Annotated in this window: 13 protein-coding genes and 3 tRNA genes; 7 read left to right on the forward strand and 9 right to left on the reverse strand. The window is 61.3% G+C overall.

What is annotated here, in order from left to right; genetic code table 11:
• Positions 1 to 15 precede the first annotated feature (15 nt).
• The gene (locus AC13QO_RS04605; RefSeq protein ID WP_430957632.1) at positions 16 to 1,674 is read left to right on the forward strand and encodes an acyl-CoA dehydrogenase family protein; all 1,659 of its coding nucleotides are present in this window, start codon (positions 16 to 18) and stop codon (positions 1,672 to 1,674) included.
• Here AC13QO_RS04605 and AC13QO_RS04610 read toward each other — a convergent pair.
• Both AC13QO_RS04610 and AC13QO_RS04615 read right to left on the reverse strand, forming a co-directional pair.
• Positions 1,656 to 1,874: a type II toxin-antitoxin system VapB family antitoxin gene (locus tag AC13QO_RS04610; RefSeq protein ID WP_221128293.1), complete on the reverse strand. Its 219-nt coding sequence runs from the start codon at positions 1,872 to 1,874 to the stop codon at positions 1,656 to 1,658. The two genes, AC13QO_RS04605 and AC13QO_RS04610, sit on opposite strands and share 19 nt — an antisense overlap.
• 142 nt (positions 1,875 to 2,016) lie before the next feature.
• Entirely contained in the window at positions 2,017 to 4,884 is a 2,868-nt protein-coding gene (locus tag AC13QO_RS04615) for an Rne/Rng family ribonuclease (RefSeq protein WP_488540002.1), read from the reverse strand.
• A gap of 623 nt (positions 4,885 to 5,507) precedes the next feature.
• Here AC13QO_RS04615 and AC13QO_RS04620 point away from each other — a divergent pair.
• The 3 genes from AC13QO_RS04620 (at position 5,508) to prfB (ending at position 10,820) form a co-directional block, all read left to right on the forward strand.
• Positions 5,508 to 6,767 carry an N-acetylmuramoyl-L-alanine amidase gene (locus AC13QO_RS04620; RefSeq protein ID WP_488540003.1) on the forward strand — a complete coding sequence of 420 codons (1,260 nt, stop codon included), beginning with the start codon at positions 5,508 to 5,510 and terminating at the stop codon, positions 6,765 to 6,767.
• 359 nt (positions 6,768 to 7,126) lie between these two features.
• Positions 7,127 to 9,586, forward strand: a complete 2,460-nt coding sequence (locus AC13QO_RS04625; RefSeq protein ID WP_488540004.1) for a penicillin-binding protein 1A — start codon at positions 7,127 to 7,129, stop codon at positions 9,584 to 9,586.
• A gap of 102 nt (positions 9,587 to 9,688) precedes the next feature.
• Positions 9,689 to 10,820, forward strand: a protein-coding gene (gene prfB, locus AC13QO_RS04630) for a peptide chain release factor 2 (RefSeq protein WP_176536255.1) whose coding sequence is annotated in 2 segments (ribosomal slippage) — positions 9,689 to 9,757 and positions 9,759 to 10,820 — 1,131 coding nt in all. Because the reading frame shifts where the segments join, the coding sequence is not laid out codon by codon here.
• An 18-nt stretch (positions 10,821 to 10,838) separates the two neighbouring features.
• Here the strand turns inward: prfB and AC13QO_RS04635 are convergent.
• From AC13QO_RS04635 to AC13QO_RS04645, 3 genes are read right to left on the reverse strand one after another with little or no spacing between them, the layout of a single operon-like run.
• Positions 10,839 to 11,888, reverse strand: a complete 1,050-nt coding sequence (locus tag AC13QO_RS04635) for an alpha/beta hydrolase family protein (RefSeq protein WP_488540005.1) — start codon at positions 11,886 to 11,888, stop codon at positions 10,839 to 10,841.
• Between the two features lie 32 nt (positions 11,889 to 11,920).
• Entirely contained in the window at positions 11,921 to 12,424 is a 504-nt protein-coding gene (locus AC13QO_RS04640) for a hypothetical protein (protein ID WP_285192907.1), read from the reverse strand.
• A 4-nt stretch (positions 12,425 to 12,428) separates the two neighbouring features.
• Positions 12,429 to 13,202 carry an NAD kinase gene (locus AC13QO_RS04645; RefSeq protein ID WP_011424966.1) on the reverse strand — a complete coding sequence of 258 codons (774 nt, stop codon included), beginning with the start codon at positions 13,200 to 13,202 and terminating at the stop codon, positions 12,429 to 12,431.
• A gap of 157 nt (positions 13,203 to 13,359) precedes the next feature.
• Between AC13QO_RS04645 and AC13QO_RS04650 the strand changes: the two genes are divergently transcribed.
• A tRNA-Thr gene (locus AC13QO_RS04650) sits at positions 13,360 to 13,435 on the forward strand.
• Positions 13,436 to 13,762: 327 nt separating this feature from the next.
• On the opposite strand, the gene AC13QO_RS04655 is transcribed toward AC13QO_RS04650, so the two are convergent.
• From AC13QO_RS04655 to rlmB, 4 genes are all read right to left on the reverse strand, one after another.
• Positions 13,763 to 13,900: a hypothetical protein gene (locus AC13QO_RS04655; RefSeq protein WP_198175514.1), complete on the reverse strand. Its 138-nt coding sequence runs from the start codon at positions 13,898 to 13,900 to the stop codon at positions 13,763 to 13,765.
• Between the two features lie 62 nt (positions 13,901 to 13,962).
• Complete coding sequence (locus tag AC13QO_RS04660; RefSeq protein ID WP_176536253.1) at positions 13,963 to 14,121, reverse strand: hypothetical protein; 159 nt, start codon at positions 14,119 to 14,121, stop codon at positions 13,963 to 13,965.
• 125 nt (positions 14,122 to 14,246) lie between these two features.
• Entirely contained in the window at positions 14,247 to 14,939 is a 693-nt protein-coding gene (locus AC13QO_RS04665) for an AprI/Inh family metalloprotease inhibitor (RefSeq protein WP_488540006.1), read from the reverse strand.
• 63 nt (positions 14,940 to 15,002) lie between these two features.
• Positions 15,003 to 15,893 carry a 23S rRNA (guanosine(2251)-2'-O)-methyltransferase RlmB gene (gene rlmB / locus AC13QO_RS04670; RefSeq protein ID WP_097598337.1) on the reverse strand — a complete coding sequence of 297 codons (891 nt, stop codon included), beginning with the start codon at positions 15,891 to 15,893 and terminating at the stop codon, positions 15,003 to 15,005.
• Between the two features lie 203 nt (positions 15,894 to 16,096).
• Here rlmB and AC13QO_RS04675 point away from each other — a divergent pair.
• A tRNA-Tyr gene (locus AC13QO_RS04675) sits at positions 16,097 to 16,181 on the forward strand.
• Between the two features lie 24 nt (positions 16,182 to 16,205).
• A tRNA-Gly gene (locus tag AC13QO_RS04680) sits at positions 16,206 to 16,279 on the forward strand.
• Positions 16,280 to 16,604 lie beyond the last annotated feature (325 nt).

Consider the following 16,604-nt stretch of genomic DNA (forward strand, 5'->3'; position numbering starts at 1 on the left):
CACTAGAAGCGAACAATGACCTCCGCAAACCGGACTGACGACAAACTCGCAGAACTCAACCAGCCGAGCCTGTGGTCCGGCATCAATGCCTATCGATCCGATCCTCTGATTGTCGATCTGACGGCGGCCCTGCCGCGCGGCATCCGTGAAGACCTGGAAAATATCGGCCGCTACGTCACCTCGCCGGAGGCACAGGAGCTGGCGCGCATGGCAAACCAGGGGGCGCCACAGCTGCGCACCCATGGTCCGCGCGGCGAACGTCTCGATGTGGTTGAATTCCATCCCGCCTGGCACGCGCTGATGCGTCGCTCCATGTCGGTCGGCCTGCATTCCTCCGTCTGGGATCCGCAGGCCGATATCGAGGCGAAGGACGCAGGCCACAAGGTCCGCGCCGCGCGATTTTACCTGACGGCACAGCTGGAATCTGGCCATCTCTGCCCGCTGACGATGACGAGCGCTTCGGTGGCCGCGCTGTCGGCGTCCCCTGCGGTGCAGAAGGACTGGGCGCCGAAGATCCTGTCGCGCAAATATGATTCGTCCAACCGGCCCGCTATGCAGAAGTCTGCGGTGACGATCGGCATGGGCATGACCGAAAAGCAGGGCGGCACCGATGTCAGGGCCAACCGCAGCGCTGCCGAAAAGGTCAGTGAAGGCATCTACCGGCTTTCCGGCCACAAATGGTTCATGTCGGCTCCGATGAGCGATGCCTTCATCATGCTGGCGCAGACGAAGGAGGGCATGGGCTGCTTCCTCGTGCCTCGCCTGCTGGAGGACGGGTCAGCGAACGGACTGCAGTTCCAGCGACTGAAGGATAAGGTCGGTAACCGGTCCAACGCCTCTTCAGAGGTGGAGTTCACCGATACCTTCGGTTTCCTGCTCGGCGGCCCGGATGCCGGCATCCGCACCATCCTCGACATGGTGACGTTGACGCGGCTTGATTGCGCACTTGCCTCCTCCGGCATCATGCGCGCCTCGCTGGCCGAGGCCGTGCATCACACGCGCGGCCGCAGCGTCTTCGGCAGGATGCTCGTCAATCAGCCGATCATGACGCGCGTGCTGGCCGACATGGCGCTCGATGTCGCGGCCGCCACCGCGCTGTCCTTCCGTCTTGCCGATGCTTTCGACAAGGCCCGCGGCAATGCCGAAGAAGCGGCCTATGCCCGCGTCATGACTCCCGTCGCCAAATACTGGTGCTGCAAGATCGCACCCGCGCTGATCTACGAGGCGATGGAATGCATCGGCGGCAACGGTTATATCGAGGAGCGGCCGATCGCCCGTCATTACCGGGAGGCTCCCGTCAATGCCATCTGGGAGGGCTCCGGCAACGTCATGGCGCTGGATGTGCTGCGCGTGCTCAACCGTGGCAAGGATCTGTTCGAAACGGTTTTTGCGGGCCTCGCGCGCGATCTCGGCCCCGCCGGGAAGAAAACGATCGACGTGCTACGCGCCGCAATCGCCCTCTGCGAACAGGACGAGGGCGCGGCACGCCTGCTCGTCGAGCAACTGGCTCTTGCCGCCGGCGCCGCCGAGCTCTACCGGCTCGGGGCAGGGCGCATTGCCGATGCCTTCATAGAGACGCGCCTGGCCGGCGGCTGGCGCTCCACCTACGGCATGCTCGACTCCCGCTTCGACGCCAGCTACATCGTCGATCTGCTCTACCCCCCGGCCGCCTGATTGTCAGCGGCGGATTGACGTATCTCGTCGAGGTCGCCTTCCCAGCCGATCCCTGCGAGATCTGCGATCGCATTCTTCTGACGGTGCCTGTCGACGAGGCTTCGCAAGGCTTGTTCGATCGTGGCCTTTTTCGCCGCCAATCCCGTGGCTGCCATTGCCGCTTCAAGCAAGCCCCTATCGATATCCAGAGCCGTTCGCACGGTCGCATCCATATGTGTGATCTCAATAATACACGTATTCGCGCTGCCTTGCTGCAAATCGATGCTGATGCCGCCGCCATAAACGAAAATCCGGCCGCGTCGCCGCAGCCGGATCTCATCATTTACGTCCGAAAATCAGCGTTCAGAAGAAGCCACGGCGCTGCCACCAGCCGGCTTTCTTCGGCTTGCCTTCGTCGCTTTCGCCATTTTCGGTACGGGTGGATTTCACCGTCGGCTCTGAGGAAGAAATATTGGATTCGCGGTTAGCGCGAACCGGCTTTGCTTCTTCCTGGGCGGGCGTTGCGAGATCGGCGGAGGCTTCGACCACCTCCGGTTCGGCTTCAACGGCGGGTGTTGCTTCCGCTACTGGTTCTTCGACCGGCGCTGCGGTGGGCTTGCGGCGGCCGCGGCCACGGGAAGGCTTTACCTCTTCGGCGATGACGGCCATATCCTCGACGGCAGTCGTTACAGCTTGGCTCTCGCCGGCCTGTTCGGGTACCGTCTCGACAATTGCGGCTTCACCTGGAGCGACGTCATCCGAAATGCCGTCGTCTTCATCCTCGCTGCCGCTGCCTTCGCCGGCTTCATTGGCCGTCAGCTCGGAGCCGTCCTCCCGATTGCGGCGACCGCCGCGCTTGCCGCGGCGACGGCGCTTGCGGCGCTGCGATTCCTCGTTTTCGGCGCGGCTCTCGGGTGCAGCGGCGGCGGTTTCGTCGCCCTCAGCGCCCTCATCGTCGCCATCTTCCTCTTCGTCGCCAGCTTCGCCTGCAGCGGCTGCCGGCTGCTCGGCATTGCCGTTGCGGCCACGACGGCGGCGGCGACGCTTGCGCTTACGGTTGCCTTCACCTTCGCCTTCCGAACGCGCCGCAGCGGGACGTTCGGTCGCGGCAGCCTTTTCCTCGAGTTCTTCGTCTTCGTCCTCATCAGCCTCAATGACGATGTCGTCGTCCTCATCCTCGGGGATGGCTGCGAAGTTGAAGAGGCTTTCGATCTTGACTGGGTTTTCGACAGGCTCGCCGCGGTCGATCGCAAAGTGCTGTGCGCCGACCGAACCGTCGGCATCGATGATGATCGCTACGCCAAAGCGCGCTTCGTAATCGACGATCGTCTGGCGCTTGTGGTTGAGCAGGTAGAGCGCGATGTCGGGCGTGGTGCGCACGGTGATGTTGTGCGTCGTATTCTTCAGCAGATATTCCTCGATGCCGCGCAGCACATGCAGGGCGACGGAGGACTGCGAACGGACGTGGCCGGTGCCGCCGCAATGCGAGCAGACCTGGGTTGTCGATTCGAGAACGGAAGCGCGGATGCGCTGGCGTGACATTTCGAGCAGGCCGAAATGCGAGATCCGGCCGACCTGGATGCGGGCGCGGTCGTTCTTCAGGCATTCCTTCAGCTTCTTCTCGACGGCGCGGTTGTTGCGCTTCTCTTCCATGTCGATGAAGTCGATGACAATCAGACCGGCGAGGTCGCGCAGGCGAAGCTGGCGGGCGATTTCTTCAGCGGCTTCGAGGTTCGTCTGCAGCGCGGTGTCCTCGATCGAGTGTTCGCGCGTCGAGCGGCCGGAGTTGACGTCGATCGAAACCAGCGCTTCCGTCTGGTTCATGATCAGGTAGCCGCCGGAACGCAGCGTCACCTGCGGCTGCAGCATGCGGTCGAGCTGGGCCTCGATGCCGGAGCGCGAGAAGATCGGGTGGATATCGCGGTAGGGCTGAACCACCTTGGCATGGCTCGGCATCAGCATCTTCATGAAGTCTTTCGCTTCACGATAGCCTTCCTCGCCGGCAACGATGATTTCGCCGATATCCTTGTTGTAGAGGTCGCGGATCGAGCGCTTGATCAGCGAGCCCTCTTCATAGACGAGGCAGGGAGCGGTCGACGCCAGCGTCAGAGTGCGGACATTTTCCCACAGGCGCATCAGATATTCGAAATCGCGCTTGACCTCGACCTTAGTGCGGTTGGCACCGGCGGTGCGAAGGATGACGCCCATGCCTTGCGGCACTTCGAGCATGCGGGCGATTTCCTTCAGCCGCTTGCGGTCCTGCGGATTGGTGATCTTGCGGGAAATGCCGCCGCCGCGCGCCGTGTTCGGCATCAGAACCGAATAGCGGCCTGCAAGCGAGAGATAGGTGGTGAGAGCGGCACCCTTGTTGCCGCGCTCTTCCTTGGCGACCTGCACCAGCAGGATCTGGCGGCGCTTGATGACTTCCTGGATGCGGTACTGCTTGCGCGGCTTGCGCTGCACGCGGTCCGGAACTTCTTCCATCGCGTCTTCGGCGCCGACGGATTCGATGACTTCCTCTTCACCGTGATCATCGTCGTCATCGTCGTCATCGTGGCGACGCTTGCTGGTGTCGATGTCCTCGGAGATCGTGTCGGTTTCCACCATCGCGGCCATCGTGCCGCCGGCAGAGGCGTCATCGTCGTTGTCGACGCTTGCAGCGCCTTCGGCTTCGACGTCAGTCGGAACGGCATCCTCGGTCGCGGTCGTTTCGGCAATCTTCTTGCGGCTCCGGCGCGGCCTTGCCTTCTTGGCTGGCGCTTCCTCGGCGGCTTCAGGCGATGCTGCCACCTCTGCCGTTACGGCAGCCTTTTCCGCCGCGGCCTCTTCCGTTACGGCAGCCGGTGCCTCTGCCGGCACGATGCCGACATCCGGCTGGTCCTGGGTCGAAAGATCGACGACCGGTGCGGTTTCGACGTGTTCGACGTCTTCGTCGCGGCGATGCTCCTCGGCTTCGGCTCGAAGAAGTGCCTGACGGTCGGCGAGCGGTATCTGATAATAATCGGGATGGATTTCGGCGAAGGCCAGGAAGCCGTGCCGGTTGCCGCCGTAATCGACAAAGGCGGCCTGCAGCGAGGGCTCGACCCTCGTTACCTTTGCAAGATAGATATTGCCGCGGATCTGCTTCTTGTGCTGCGACTCGAAGTCAAATTCTTCTATGCGGTTCCCGCGAACGACAACGACGCGCGTCTCTTCCTCGTGAGACGCATCGATAAGCATTTTGTCTGCCATGTAAGCTGTGCTCCTCGGCGTGGCCGCGAGAGCGCATTCCCGACTGCTGTTGAAACAGAAAGAATGCGGTCCACCGTGGCCGCGCCGGATATTGAAAGTCGCGCTTGACGCGAAGGGAAGAGCAGCAGCCAGACCGCAGCCGGAACCGTTTCGGTCCGGGGCCTGTACACTTCAGATAAAACCTGCTGCGAAACCATCAACAACCAAGCGTGATCGACAAATACGAAGACCCGGTTCGGGTCCGATGAGGGTTGCTCCCTGAGAGCGTGGTGGCTGATCCACCAATGAAGTTCCGACAGAAGCCGGAAAATCAGGATCCAGTTCCCGGGTTGAAGCGCATGAGACGGCGGACGATGACCGATGTGGCGCCAGGTCCAGATCTGGCTGGCAGCCCTTGCGGCGACTCTATCCCGTCAACACTTCTACCCTAAAATGCGTTGTATGTTTTCTCTGTCACAATAGCAAGGGAAAAGCCAAATGTGCCATAATATTGATGGATTTCGAATCGCATAGAAACTGGGGGCAGGTGACCGCGATTCGGCAGGTCGTAAGGCGTCTCGCTATCGAGCGTCGATCCGGCCATATCAGGTCCATCGCGGTTACAAATAGGGTGTGACGGTTTATTGTTTAAGAGGGCTCGGATCGCGGCGCAGTCCGCAACGCGGCGATCGACATTCGCAAGGCGGGTTCAGACGGCGGTGCTCATTGCAGGTTGCCTCCTGCCTGGCCTCGCGGGTTCGGCCGAGACGAAGGATCCGCTGCTCGCTTATGGGGCGCGCATCATCGGCGATGACGCCAGGACGCGCATCGTCATCGATTTCGACCGCGAACCGCGTTTCTCCGTCCATTATATCGCCAATCCGGAGCGGATCGTCGTCGATCTGCCGGCCACCGCCTTCGGTTTCCCGGGGAAGGATTTGGCCGCTCGCGGCCTCTTCAAGGATATCCGCTACGGCAAGATGGATGAGGAGAGCGCCCGCATCGTGCTGACAGCGGCAAGGCCGGTGAAGCTCTCGCTCGCCAAGGTGCAGGCCGACGAGGCGGGCAGGGGTCATCGCCTGGTGCTCGACGCCGAAATGATCGATAAGGAGGCCTTTGCCGAACTGGTGAAGACACAATCGTGGGATGATCGGACCGAGGCGGCTCAGACGACGAGCGCCATTCCGGTGCCGGAGAAAGCCGCCCCCGGCGATTTCGTCATTGCCGTCGACGCCGGCCATGGCGGCATCGACACCGGCGCAATCGGCGTCGATACGAAGACCGAGGAAAAGCAGGTGACGCTTGCTTTCGCCAGGGCTCTGGCCGACCGGCTGAACAAGGAGCCGGGCATCAAGGCGTTCCTGACGCGCAGCGACGACGAGTTCCTGTCGCTTTCCCAGCGCGTGCTGATTGCCCGCCAGAACCATGCCGGCCTGTTCATTTCACTGCATGCCGATACGCTGAAACAGAAGGATATCCGCGGCGCAACGGTCTATACGATTTCGGACAAGGCCTCCGACAAGCTCGCAGCCGATCTTGCCGAGCGCGAAAACCTTTCCGACCAGATCGCCGGCAAGGAGGTAGTCGCCGAGCCGCCCGAGGTCGCCGACATCCTGCTCGATCTGACGCGGCGCGAGACGCAGGCCTTTTCGATCTCGCTGGCCGAGAGCGTGCTGAATTCCTTCAAGGACCAGGTCGGCACCATCAACAATCCGCACCGCCACGCCGGCTTCCGCGTGCTGCAGGCCCCCGACGTGCCGTCGATCCTGCTCGAGCTCGGATTCCTGTCGAATGCCGAAGACGAAAAGCTGCTGCTCGACGAAACCTGGCGCACCAGGATCGCCGATCTCCTGACCGAGGCGGTGAAGCGATACCGTACCGGCGTTGTGGCGAATGGCGGATAAGAGCGCCGCCCGAAGATTCTAATAGTTCGATCTGGCGAAATCCATGAAAACAGAGACTTGGACGCGTCAGATGAATCACGTTCTGAACGCCGTGCTTCGGCTTGTCGGCGGGCAAGGGCGTTGCTTGGATGTGACAGTCCCGATGAAACGCTGCCGCGGCGACGATTGCGGCGGGCCGAGCCCTATTTTGCTCACATTCGCGCCGTTACTCCGGCTTATGTTTCCTAGCTTGAGGCGCGGAATCGGCTTGTGGCGGTAGCGCTCATGGAGTAAGCCGCGCGCAACGTGCAAATTGTCTCGATCTGTGCAATCGTTGCGTCTGCGCCGATTGCGGATCGAAGAGACCGGTAGCTGAAAATATGCTTAGACTTCTTGGATATTTCTTCGGAATGGCCTGCGTCCTGTTTCTGGTCGCTGCGGCGGGTATTGCTATCTATCTCGCCAATGTCGCCAGGGATCTTCCGGACTATGCCGTTCTGAACAGCTACGCGCCACCGGTGACGACCCGCGTCCATGCCGGCAACGGCGCTCTCATGGCCGAATATGCTAAAGAAAAGCGTCTTTTCCTGCCGATCCAGGCCATTCCCGACCGCGTGAAGGCCGCTTTCCTGTCGGCCGAGGACAAGAATTTCTACAACCATCCGGGCGTCGACCTCACCGGTCTCGGCCGCGCAATCCTCGTCAACCTGCAGAATTTCGGTTCGGGCCGCCGTCCCGTCGGTGCTTCCACAATCACCCAGCAGGTGGCTAAGAACTTCCTTTTGAGCTCGGACCAGACGATCGACCGCAAGATCAAGGAAGCAATCCTCTCCTTTCGTATCGAGCAGGCCTACAGCAAGGACAAGATTCTCGAACTCTACCTGAACGAGATTTTCTTCGGGATGAATTCCTATGGCATCGCCGGCGCGGCGCTGACCTATTTCAATAAGTCGGTTACCGAGCTGACTGTCGCCGAGGCCGCCTATTTGGCATCGCTTCCGAAAGGCCCGGCCAATTATCATCCGTTCCGCCATCCTGAGGCGGCGCTCGAGCGTCGCAACTGGGTTATCGATCGCATGGTCGAGAACGGCTATGTCAGCCAGAGCGACGGCGCGGAAGCCAAGAAGCAGCCGCTCGGCGTCACCGCCCGCAGCAACGGTCCCTCGCTCTTCGCGTCCGATTACTTCGCCGAAGCCGTGCGCCGCCAGCTGATCGATCAATATGGCGAGAAGGTTCTTTACGAGGGCGGCCTTTCCGTGCGCACTTCGCTCGATCCACAAATGCAGCTCGCCGCCCGCAAGGCGCTGCAGGATGGCCTCGTGACCTATGACGAGCGCCGCGGATTCCATGGGGCCATTAAGCAGATCGACTCCAGCGGCGATTGGGGCAAGGCGCTTGCCGATATTCCCGCGCTAACCGACGTTCCGGAATGGCGGCTCGCCGTCGTCCTCGCCGTGTCCGATAACAATGTCGATATCGGCCTGCAGCCGGCCAAGGACGGGAGCGGCAAGGTTGCGGCGGACCGTCAGCGCGGCACCATCGAGGCCAAGAACATGCAATGGGCCTACCGTTCGGCGGATGGCTCCCGCAAGACGGCGAAATCGCCGGCCGGTGTCTTGAGCCCGGGCGATGTCGTCTATGTCGAGAAGCTCGGTGACGACGCGTCGACCTCCTACCGTCTGCGCCAGCCGCCGAAGGTACAGGGCGGGCTTGTCGCCATGGATCCGAAGACCGGCCGCGTGCTCGCCATGGTCGGCGGCTTCTCCTATGGCCAGTCCGAATTCAACCGCGCCACTCAGGCGATGCGCCAGCCGGGTTCCTCGTTCAAGCCTTTCGTCTACGCCGCGGCGATGGACAACGGTTATACGCCCGCCTCCGTCATCATGGACGCGCCGATTGAGATCGTCTCGGGTGGCCAGGTTTGGAAGCCCGAAAACTACGGCGGCGAAGTCGGCGGCCCGTCGACACTGCGCTCAGGCATCGAGCATTCGCGCAACCTGATGACGGTGCGACTCGCCAACGATCTCGGCATGAATATCGTTGCCGAATATGCCGAACGCTTCGGTATCTACGATCACATGCTGCCGGTTCTCTCGATGTCGCTCGGCGCGGGCGACACGACAGTGCTGCGCATGGTCTCGGCCTATTCGGTCATTGCCAATGGCGGCAAGCAGATCAAGCCGACCCTGATCGACCGTATCCAGGACCGTTATGGCAAGACGATCTTCAAGCATGAGGAGCGCCTCTGCGAGGGCTGCAATGCCGGCGACTGGCAGAACCAGGAAGAGCCGAATGTCGTCGACAACCGCGAAACCGTCCTTGACCCGATGACCGCCTACCAGATCACCTCGATGATGCAGGGCGTCATCCAGCGCGGCACCGCCGCCGGCAAGATTGATCTCGGCGGTCGCGACGTCGCCGGAAAGACCGGCACCACCAATGACGAAAAGGATGCCTGGTTCGTCGGTTTCACGCCGGATCTCGTCGCCGGCCTCTATATGGGCTTCGATACGCCGGCCCCGCTCGGCCGCGGCGGCACCGGCGGCGGTCTATCCGCCCCGATTTTCAACGAATTCATGCAGGCCGCCGTCAAGGACATGCCGGAATCGAAGTTCGTCATTCCACAGGGCATGAACCTGATCCCGATCGACCGCAAGACCGGCATGGCCGCCGCCGACGGCGATCCGAACACGATCGTCGAGGCCTTCAAACCCGGCACCGGACCTGCCGACAGCTTCTCCGTCATCGGCATGGACAGCACCATGGCGCCGGAGGAGATCCTGAAGACCTCGCCGCAAGCCAACCAGGCCGTTCAGACCGGCACGCCAGGACTCTTCTGAGTCTTCACCCAATTTTGGAAACCCGCCCCGGCTCTTTACATCCGCGGCGGGCGTCTCTATGTCACCAGCACTTGAAGAAGACCGTTACAGAGAAGCAGGAAAATGCGAGCGGAAATCGAAAACGTGGTCGATGAAACCAAGCAGGCTATCACCCTGCTGAGGAGGCATCTTTGACTGGGACCAGGCAATAAGACGACTGGACTGGTTGAACAACAAGGCAGAGGATCCAAACCTCTGGAACGATGCGCAGGAAGCCCAGAAGCTGATGCGCGAGCGTCAGCAGCTCGATGACGGCATTAACGGCGTCCGGCAGCTGGAACAGCAGCTGAAAGACAATGTCGAGCTGGTCGAACTCGGCGAGGAAGAGGGCGACGAAGGCATCGTCAAAGAGGCCGAGGACGCCTTGAAGGCACTGAAGGCCGAGGCCGCGCGCCGTCAGGTGGAGGCGATGCTCTCCGGGGAGGCCGACAGCAACGACACCTATCTCGAAGTCCATTCCGGCGCCGGCGGCACCGAAAGCCAGGACTGGGCCAACATGCTGTTGCGCATGTACACCCGCTGGGCGGAACGCCAGCGCTTCAAGGTCGAGCTTCTCGAAGTCCATGACGGCGAAGAGGCGGGCATCAAGTCCGCGACCCTGCTCGTCAAGGGCCACAATGCCTATGGCTGGCTGAAGACAGAATCGGGCGTACATCGTCTGGTGCGCATTTCCCCCTACGACAGCAATGCGCGGCGCCATACGTCCTTCTCGTCGATCTGGGTCTATCCGGTCGTCGACGACTCGATCAACATCGACATCAACGAAAGCGATTGCCGCATCGATACCTATCGTTCGTCAGGCGCCGGCGGCCAGCACGTCAACACGACGGACTCGGCCGTGCGCATCACCCATATCCCGACCGGGATCGTGGTGGCCTGCCAGCAGGAACGTTCGCAGCACAAGAACCGTGCCAAGGCCTGGGAAATGTTGCGTGCCCGGATGTACGAAGCAGAGTTGAAGAAGCGCGAAGAGGCTGCCAACGCCGAAGCCGCTTCCAAGACGGATATCGGCTGGGGTCATCAGATCCGCTCCTACGTGCTGCAACCCTACCAGCTGGTCAAGGACCTGCGCACAGGCGTCGCCAGCACTGCTCCGGATGACGTGCTCGACGGCGATCTGAACGAATTCATGGAAGCGGCCCTTGCCCACCGCATCAGCGGCGCCGCCGATGCGGTCGTTGAGGATGTCGACTGACAATCAGCATCATGGAAATCAAAGCCCCGGAAACGGGGCTTTCTTTGTTCTGCCTATCGCGCCGCCATCGCCGTCATGAAACAGCGCTGCGGAAAGAGCGGCAATCTCGTCATGAACGGCCCCCCGCTCGATGCCCGGCGGATCGGTGAAGAGCTCGGCGGCAAAGGCCATGCCGAGCCCGGTACCCTCCGGCACAAAGACATAATGCCCGAGGCCGCCGCCGAGGATTTTTAGCGCGCTGCGTGTCAGGCGCTCATGCAGCCAGCAAGAACATTCCTCAGCCGGTGCCGCCTTGTCGGCATCGCCGACAAGGATAAGAGCGGGCGCCACGACAGCTGTCAGGCTTTCCGCGCCGAAGCTGAGAACGGAGCGACCCGGCGCGCAAAGGACCGCCGCTGCGATCCTGTCGTCCCGATAGGATCGCGACATGCGGGACCATGATTCGCGAAAAACATCGCTGGTGCGAAGCAGTGAGGGAATATGATCGGCGAGGTCGGGAAATTCCCTAGGGCCGCGTGGACCACCCGGCTTCAGCCGTGACCGTTCGAACTGCGAGAACTGGGTGACGGCGCCGAGAAGCAACATGACGCTATAGGCTCCGGCCGAAAATCCGACCGCGAATACACGGTCCGCATCGATCCGACCGGCAAGATGGCCAAGCCAGTCGCGACAGCGGTCGAGCATCAAGCTCAGATCTGGCGCCCGTTCCCAGAGGCAGGCAAAACCTTCGGGGCGGTAAGGCTCACTGCCCGTATTGCCGTGATGATCGACGCCGAGCGCTGTAAATCCGCGATCGACCAGGCGTCGCGCCAGCCATTCCAGTCCGGCCGCAGATCCACCCGTGCCATGTGACAGCAGGACGAGGGGATAAGGCCTGTCCGAGGGCCGAATCGGTGCGTCGCGAGCGACCGCCGCCTTCCGAAACCAGCTTCTCTCCTGGATCTCGCATTCCTGCGCGTTATCGGCAGCCGGATACCATAGCGACCAGCGGACGGGCCTTGGACCGGCTGCGTCCCAGTCTAGTCTCCGGTCGTCATAGAGGATGCCCTCGCGAAAGCCGAGTTTCATCTTCCTCGCCTGTGCGAACAGCGTCTCGCTGCTCAATTGGTCGCTTTCTCGATGGTGATGTCGCCGAGTTCGTCAATCAGCACGGTCCAGCCGTCCGGCTCGGCTGCGGGATCGGTCTTCAGATAGATCGTAGCGAAGAGGCCGGGTTGCTTGATGATGCCGCTCGAGTTTTCGGGGCGGATATCGGTCACGTATGGCTTCAGGTCGCTGATCTCCTGCAGCTCGATGGTCGAGGCAATCGCCGGACCGGTCTCGGTCTGGGCAATCTGCTGAAGATAGACTTTCGATGTCCTGTCCGGCTGACGCACGGCAAAGAGCTTGTAATAGCCGTGGCGCTTTTGCTGAGGGGCGGACACGCTTTCGGCAGCGGTGGGCGCCCGCTCGACATCAGGTGCGTTGCCGTCATCCTCCCAGTAGCCGGTGCTGGTCGCGAAAATCACAGAAGCCGGCAGGATGACGTCCTGCGCGGGAGCGGCGATCGCGGCCGAGCATCCAGCGAGGAAAACCGTGGCCATCAATGTCAGGCGCATTGCCATGATTTCAATCCTTGAACTGCTCGGCGAGAATGCGGTCGGACCAGGAGCGGTCCGGATCGGAGAGGATACGCGCCGTCATATGCTCCGACTGGGCGATGCGGACATGCAGCACCGATTTGACCTCCGTATTGTCTGCCACCGCATTCACCGGCCGCTTCACCGGTTCGAGCACGTCGATATCGACGGTCACCTTGTTCGGAAGCAGGGCGCCCCTCCAGCGCCGCGGCCTGAAAGCGCTGACCGGCGTCATGGCGAGCAGTGGCGCCTCGAGCGGCAGGATGGGGCCATGGGCGGAAAGATTATAGGCCGTCGATCCCGCTGGGGTGGCCACCATCAGCCCGTCGCAGATCAGCTCCTCCAGCCGTACGCGCCCGTCGACCACCACCCTCAGATTGGCGGCCTGATAAGACTGACGGAAAAGATAAACCTCGTTGATGGCGAGCGCTGTGGAATTCGTGCCGTCGGCATTGGCCGTCGTCATCTTCAATGGGCGGAAGGCGTTTTCGACGGCGACGCAGATACGTTCCTGAAGCCGTTCCGTGCTGTAATCATTCATCAGAAAGCCGACCGAGCCGCGATTCATGCCGTAGACCAGCTTGCCCGAATTCATGGTGCTGTGCAGCGTCTGCAGCATGAAGCCATCGCCGCCCAGTGCGACGATGACATCAGCCTTGTCCTGAGGCACGTCGCCATAGATGCGAATCAGCTCTTCGCGCGCTGCGAGCGCCTCCATCGTCGGCGAGGCGATAAAGGAAAGCGTCTGGAATGAACGGCCCATACAATGCCCTTTGTGAAGCTGCTCTAGCTAAAGGATAAATGGCAGTTGCGACAAGGCCGTTTTGCAAGACAAGGCGTTTTGAATACACGCAGACTTGTCGGCGCTCGCACGGATTTTCCTTTACAGGATCGCAGAATCTGTTAGTTGGGCAGCTATTGCCCTTGTAGCTCAGTTGGTAGAGCACCTGATTTGTAATCAGGGGGTCGCGGGTTCGAACCCTGCCGGGGGCACCAGCCTACGCTCGTGAGCTTCGGCTCGGCGAGCCGAAGAGAGCGGCCAAGCGAAGGCTGTCGCGTCGTAGTTTCGTTGAGAACGAAGGCGGACTGGTTTCGATAATGCTCCGGCGCGTTTTTCCTTAATGAACCCCATCCGAAGGACTGTTTCAGCGGCAATTCAGCCGGACGGCGCAGTGTCTCCCATCCTCAATGAGGAACCAGCCATGAAGTTCGCGCATATTTGCTGACCGCAGCCATTTCCCTCGAGTGGTGCCATATGATCGCGACATGCCCTGGTTCTATTGCAGCTGAAGACAGTCGGTCTCAGCTACCCGTCGTTCCGGTTCAATGCGCGAGGGGTTCGTTGATTTTGGCCTCGATCCTGTCGCCATTACCGGTCTGTCCGGCACCGGAAGGTGACATCATCGCGATGCTCAGCACCGAGGCGACCATGACGGCGACGATGGCGATCATTATGCGCATAAGCGTTCAATCCTCGTTCGATCGGGGATTAACGCGCGATTGCCGTCCGCGTTCCTCTCGGCCTATTGCACCGGCCCCGGCGTCGCGGGGCCAGGCGCCGTCGGCGACAGGGGATCGGCCTGGTGAACGGGATGCGACGTGTCCACCCAAATGATGCTGAGAATGATTCCCACAAAGGCCGCGATGAAGAGGATACCGAAAATCAGCGGTCGAATGGCCATGATGGGAATCGCTCCTTCTTGCTTATGACCGGTCGCTACGGATCGATCGCCGCCCGATCATAATGCTCCAGAAGGTCATTCCAAGGCAAAAAGTGGATTTCTCCGGATCGAGCCATGCGCCGGGATCAGTGGCGCACGAGCGAAAGTGGCTTGCCGCCTTCTTCTCTGGACTTGTCGAAATTGCCGTCGGCGCGCATGTCGAAGCTGAGCGACGAACCGTCATGGCTCATCAGCGTCAGCCCGAAACCGTCGATATCCCATATGCTGAGCTTGAGCCCGGCGACATTGCCGGCGCAGTCTCCGGAAAGCGATAGGGGGGCATGGCCGTCCGTATCGACGGTGCCGTCGAGTGTCACGCTGCAGAGCTTTTCGCCGCCCGGTCTTTGCATTGCCCATGTCCCGGCAAGGCTCCTGAAGGTCGGCAAGCGATCGACACCATCGGGTGCCGAGATCAGCAGGAGCGGTGTTTCGTCTTCCGTTTTCATCGCTGAACCCTCGTTCTCGACGAAACGGGCGATGACCTTGCGCATCGCATCGATCAGAATGAGGCCGCCATTGCCGTCGAAATTCCAGGCATAGGACTCGGCGAGCGCCGGCAGTGGCGTAGTGCAAGACTCCTGGCCAGAGAGCGAATAGCCGCCGATCGCCGTACCGGTTTCAAGCGTCATCCGGCATCCCGCGCGGCCGTCTTGCGGGGCAAAGAGATAGGTCCCGGCCTGCGCTTTAACAATATCGGCATCGATCTCCTGGCCCTGGGCCAGGCCACAAGCAAGGAGGGCTGCTGCCGCAGCCGAAAGCCGGACGACGAAACGGATCATGACACTTCCCCCTGGCGTGATGACTGCGGTCGCTTGAATTGAGCTGGTCGCTTGTTGGCCCACCTATGGCTTCAGATAGAGCCGCGCCGCATAAAGCGCGATCGCCGCTGCATTCGAGACGTTCAGCGATTTGATTGCGCCCGGCATGTCGAGGCGGGCGAGTGCGTTGACGGTTTCGCGCGTCTTCTGCCTGAGCCCCTTGCCCTCCGAGCCGAGCACCAGCGCCACCTTGTCGCCTGAGAAGGTGCCTTCGAGCGGCGCCGGCCCTTCCGAATCGAGGCCGATGGTGGAGAAGCCGAGCCTGTGCAATTCGCCGAGTGCATCGGCGAGATTGGTGATCTGTATATAAGGTATCAGTTCCAGGGCGCCGGAGGCAGACTTGGCGAGCACGCCTGACTCGGTCGGGCTATGTCTCTGGGTGGTGATAACGGCCCCAGCATTGAAGGCGACGGCCGAGCGCATGATCGCGCCGACATTGTGCGGATCGGTGACCTGATCGAGCACGAGAAGGAGAGGACTGTCCTTTAACGCTTCGAGCCGGCGCATCGGTAGCGGCCGCGTTTCCAGCATGACGCCCTGATGGATCGCCTCGGGACCCAGCACCTTGTCGATCTCGTGCGGCGAGACGATTTCGAAGGGAATGCCGAGCGTCTCGACGTCGATTTCCAGGCGCGCGAGCGCATTCTGTGTCGTAAACAGCTTGATCTTCTTGCGCTCCGGATTGTCGAGAGCGGCGCGCACTGTATGGAGCCCATAGAGATATACCTGGTCGGGCGCGAGCGCCGGCGGCTTCCAGTCCTCAGCTCCACGCCGGCGCTTCTGTGGCTGGGGTGTCGGGATCTCGCCGCGTTCGCGCTTGGCGTCACGGTGGGCGCGCCTCAGATTGGCGTAGTGCGTATCCTTGGCGGATGGCTCTGTCGCGGCCTTGCCGCCGGATTTGTTGTCTTTGCTCATGCGGCTTTATAGCCATGGCGTTCGCTGCCGCATAGGCTTTCTTTCATATGCCGGCTTTCGGCGGCGAATGAAATTTTTCGTGTTTTTTCGATTGTCATCGTGTTGACAGACGGAAATGCTCCGGTCATATACGCGGCGCAGACGACGGGCGGCAACGCTTCGAAGTCTGACGAACTTGGTCTTCAAGATCCGGACGAAAAACTGGAGAGATGCCCGAGTGGTTAAAGGGGACGGACTGTAAATCCGTTGGCTCAGCCTACGTTGGTTCAAATCCAACTCTCTCCACCATTCGTCATCGGATCTGACCATCCCGCGGGTATAGCTCAATGGTAGAGCAGCAGCCTTCCAAGCTGAATACGCGGGTTCGATTCCCGCTACCCGCTCCAGTCTCCCTTAAAGCCAGTTGACGCGATCGTCACGCGCGCTGTTTCCAGCCGTGGCGGAGACGCCGGCCGCCATTGCCGCAGGCGAGGGATGTCAATGCCGGCGGCGCGGCTCGTCCTTGGTGATCCGTGCGATTTTCTCTGAGATTCCAGCGATTTTTGGAGGGGCCGCGGCGAATCGCCTTGCAGGCGGCGAATTGTCTCCCATATGCGCTGTCACGCCAAGATTGGCGTCTGCAATTAAGTCTTGCGCAATTTCGCCGAAAGCCTTAAACGGCGGCACTAAACCGGTTCGCCGGGGCCACCATTTCGTTCACAGGAAGCATTC

This window comes from Rhizobium sp. CNPSo 3670, from assembly GCF_057784555.1.

Coding starts and splice junctions, on each gene's coding strand:
- AC13QO_RS04605 (WP_430957632.1), top strand. CDS start 16: ATGACCTCCGCAAACCGGACTGACGACAAACTCGCAGAACTCAACCAG.
- AC13QO_RS04615 (WP_488540002.1), bottom strand. CDS start 4,884: ATGGCAGACAAAATGCTTATCGATGCGTCTCACGAGGAAGAGACGCGC.
- AC13QO_RS04625 (WP_488540004.1), top strand. CDS start 7,127: ATGCTTAGACTTCTTGGATATTTCTTCGGAATGGCCTGCGTCCTGTTT.
- AC13QO_RS04635 (WP_488540005.1), bottom strand. CDS start 11,888: ATGAAACTCGGCTTTCGCGAGGGCATCCTCTATGACGACCGGAGACTA.
- AC13QO_RS04640 (WP_285192907.1), bottom strand. CDS start 12,424: ATGGCAATGCGCCTGACATTGATGGCCACGGTTTTCCTCGCTGGATGC.
- AC13QO_RS04645 (WP_011424966.1), bottom strand. CDS start 13,202: ATGGGCCGTTCATTCCAGACGCTTTCCTTTATCGCCTCGCCGACGATG.
- AC13QO_RS04655 (WP_198175514.1), bottom strand. CDS start 13,900: ATGCGCATAATGATCGCCATCGTCGCCGTCATGGTCGCCTCGGTGCTG.
- AC13QO_RS04660 (WP_176536253.1), bottom strand. CDS start 14,121: ATGGCCATTCGACCGCTGATTTTCGGTATCCTCTTCATCGCGGCCTTT.
- AC13QO_RS04665 (WP_488540006.1), bottom strand. CDS start 14,939: ATGATCCGTTTCGTCGTCCGGCTTTCGGCTGCGGCAGCAGCCCTCCTT.
- rlmB (WP_097598337.1), bottom strand. CDS start 15,893: ATGAGCAAAGACAACAAATCCGGCGGCAAGGCCGCGACAGAGCCATCC.